Genomic DNA, 2,814 nt, shown 5'->3' with positions numbered 1-2,814 from the left:
GACCTACCTGTATTCGGCTGTCTCGACGAAGCGCCATCGTGTGCGCGTCCCCGAGACGCCGATCTATCTCGATGCGCTGCTGGCCGATCAGCCGCTGACCGGTGGGCTGGCGCCGCGTCTTGGGGATCAGCATCTTCGCGTGCTCACCATTGTTGGCTTTCCAACAGCAACCACGCCCGGCCTTCTCGATGACCTCAACCGGCTCGCATTTGGCCACCGCTGGTCGACGCGTGCGATCCTTATCGACAAGGTCGACGCTGCCAAGCTGCTGACGAAGATCCGTCGGCAATGGTTCGCCAAGCGTAAGTCGGTCGCGGCCATCCTGAAGGAGGTCATGACGAACGAGGCGTCCGTGCTCATGGACACGGACGCCGCCAACAAGGCGGCCGACGCCGACATGGCTTTGCAGGAGCTCGGCGCGGATATGACGGGCATGGCTTATGTCACCGCGACCATCGCGGTCTGGGATGCCGATCCGCGTCTTGCCGATGAAAAACTGCGTCTTGTCGAAAAGGTCATCCAGGGACGCGATTTCACCGCGATGGTCGAGACCGTCAATGCCGTCGATGCCTGGCTCGGTTCATTGCCCGGACATGCCTACGCCAACGTCCGCCAGCCACCCATCTCGACACTCAATCTCGCCCACATGATCCCCCTCTCTGCCGTGTGGGCGGGGCCGGAACGGGACGAGCACCTCGGTAGTCCCCCCTTGCTTTACGGCAAGACCGAGGGCTCGACCCCGTTCCGGTTGTCCTTGCATGTCGGCGACGTCGGCCACACGCTTGTTGTCGGGCCTACCGGAGCTGGCAAGTCCGTGCTGCTCGCGCTGATGGCCCTGCAGTTCCGCCGCTACGCGCGCAGTCAAGTCTTTGCCTTCGACTTCGGCGGCTCGATCCGCGCCGCCGCACTGGCAATGGGAGGCGACTGGCACGATCTTGGCGGAAGCCTAACCGAAGGCGCCGATACCTCCGTCTCGCTCCAGCCACTCGCCCGCATACACGACACTTACGAGCGCGCCTGGGCCGCCGACTGGGTCGTGGCAATCCTGGCGCGCGAAGGCATCCCGATCAACCCGGACGCCAAGGAGCATATCTGGGCCGCTCTGACGTCGCTCGCCTCGGCGCCGGTGGAGGAGCGCACCATCACCGGCCTGAGCGTCTTGCTGCAGGCCAACGATCTGAAGCAGGCTCTCCGGTCCTACTGCATCGGTGGCCCGTACGGGCGGTTGCTTGATGCCGAGGCCGAGCACCTTGGCACGGCGTCCGTGCAGGTGTTCGAAATCGAGGGTCTTGTTGGGACTGGAGCCGCACCGGCGGTTCTCTCCTGCCTGTTCCATCGCATCGGTGACCGGCTCGATGGACGACCGACGCTGCTCATTATCGACGAGGGCTGGCTTGCCCTTGATGATGAGAGTTTTGCCGGGCAATTGCGCGAATGGCTGAAGACCCTGCGCAAGAAGAATGCCAGCGTCGTCTTTGCCACGCAGTCGCTGTCCGACATTGACAATTCGGGCATCGCACCAGCGATCATCGAGAGCTGTCCAACCCGGCTGCTGTTGCCGAACGAACGCGCAACCGAACCACAGATCACCGCGATCTATCGTCGCTTCGGCCTCAACGACCGCCAGATAGAGATTTTGGCGCGCGCCACACCGAAGCGCGACTACTACTGCCAGTCTCGACGCGGCAACCGCCTCTTTGAGCTCGGCCTGTCCGAGATCGCCCTGGCGCTTTGCGCTGCATCCTCGAAGACCGATCAGGCTCTGATCGCCAGCATCGTCGCCGGACATGGCCGCGCCGGCTTCCTCCCTGCCTGGCTGCGCGCGCGAAACGCCAGTTGGGCGGCTGACCTCGTTCCCAACGTTTCGACATTCACCTCCCAACCCGAACAGGAGCATCAAACATGAATACCCATCGCTTTCGCTCGCGCGCGCTTGCCCTGGCCGCGGCCATGTTCACCGCGCCGCTCGCGGTGTTGCCCGCAGCTGTCAGGCCAGCATACGCGTTGATCGTGTTTGATCCGTCGAATTATGCGCAGAATGTCCTGACGGCGGCGCGATCGCTTCAGCAGGTGACCAATCAGATCACCTCACTTCAGAACGAAGCACAGATGCTGATCAACCAGGCCCGCAATCTCGCGAGCCTGCCTTTCTCCTCGCTGCAGCAGTTGCAGCAATCGGTGCAGCGGACGCAGCAGCTGCTCGGCCAGGCGCAGAACATCGCCTTCGATGTCCAGCAGGTCGACAGGATCTTCCAGCAGCAATACCGCAGCATCTCGCTATCCGCGTCCGATCAGCAACTCGTCACGGATGCGCGCTCGCGCTGGCAGAATACGGTTGGCGGCCTGCAGGACGCCATGCGCGTGCAAGCGGGCGTCGTTGGAAACATCGACACCAATCGCACGCAAATGTCGGCGCTTGTCGGCGCCAGCCAATCAGCCACCGGCGCGCTGCAGGCGACACAAGCCGGTAACCAGCTTCTCGCGCTTCAGGCGCAGCAGCTTGCCGATCTCACGGCGGTTGTCGCCGCGAACGGTCGCGCCCAGGCAATGACCGAGGCTGAACGTGCCGCCGCCGCCGAACAGGGGCGCGAGCAGCGCCGCCGGTTCCTGAACCCGGGCTCCGGGTACCAGGCCGGCAATGCCGCGATGTTCAACCAGTGAGGCTCACCGCCATGGATGGCAAGTCACTCGCTCGCCTCGCCGCTGTCATCTTCCTCGCGATCGCCGTCACGGCGGCCGCGGTCGAGTTGGCCCGAAAGGAGGAAAAGTCGGTTAGGGCCGCTCCCGAGGCGCCGGCCACTTTGTCGCCAAACC

At 64.0% G+C, this 2,814-nt stretch carries 2 protein-coding genes and 1 pseudogene; all 3 read left to right on the top strand.

Annotated features, from left to right (window positions below; genetic code table 11):
• On the top strand, positions 1-1,906 hold a 1,906-nt coding region (gene trbE / locus EOA36_RS32650; RefSeq protein WP_127280924.1), incomplete at its 5' end, for a conjugal transfer protein TrbE.
• Positions 1,903-2,661, top strand: coding sequence for a P-type conjugative transfer protein TrbJ (trbJ, locus tag EOA36_RS32645; RefSeq protein WP_127280923.1), 759 nt, complete (start codon positions 1,903-1,905; stop codon positions 2,659-2,661). The genes trbE and trbJ, both read left to right, overlap by 4 nt.
• An 11-nt stretch (positions 2,662-2,672) precedes the next feature.
• Positions 2,673-2,814: pseudogene (locus EOA36_RS38610) on the top strand (conjugal transfer protein TrbK); the annotation flags it as partial.

This window comes from Mesorhizobium sp. M8A.F.Ca.ET.021.01.1.1 (genome assembly GCF_003998025.1).
Classification (GTDB): Bacteria; Pseudomonadota; Alphaproteobacteria; order Rhizobiales; family Rhizobiaceae; genus Mesorhizobium.
Note: the sequence above shows the minus strand (reverse complement) of the source record. Positions and strands in the feature narration are given on the sequence as shown.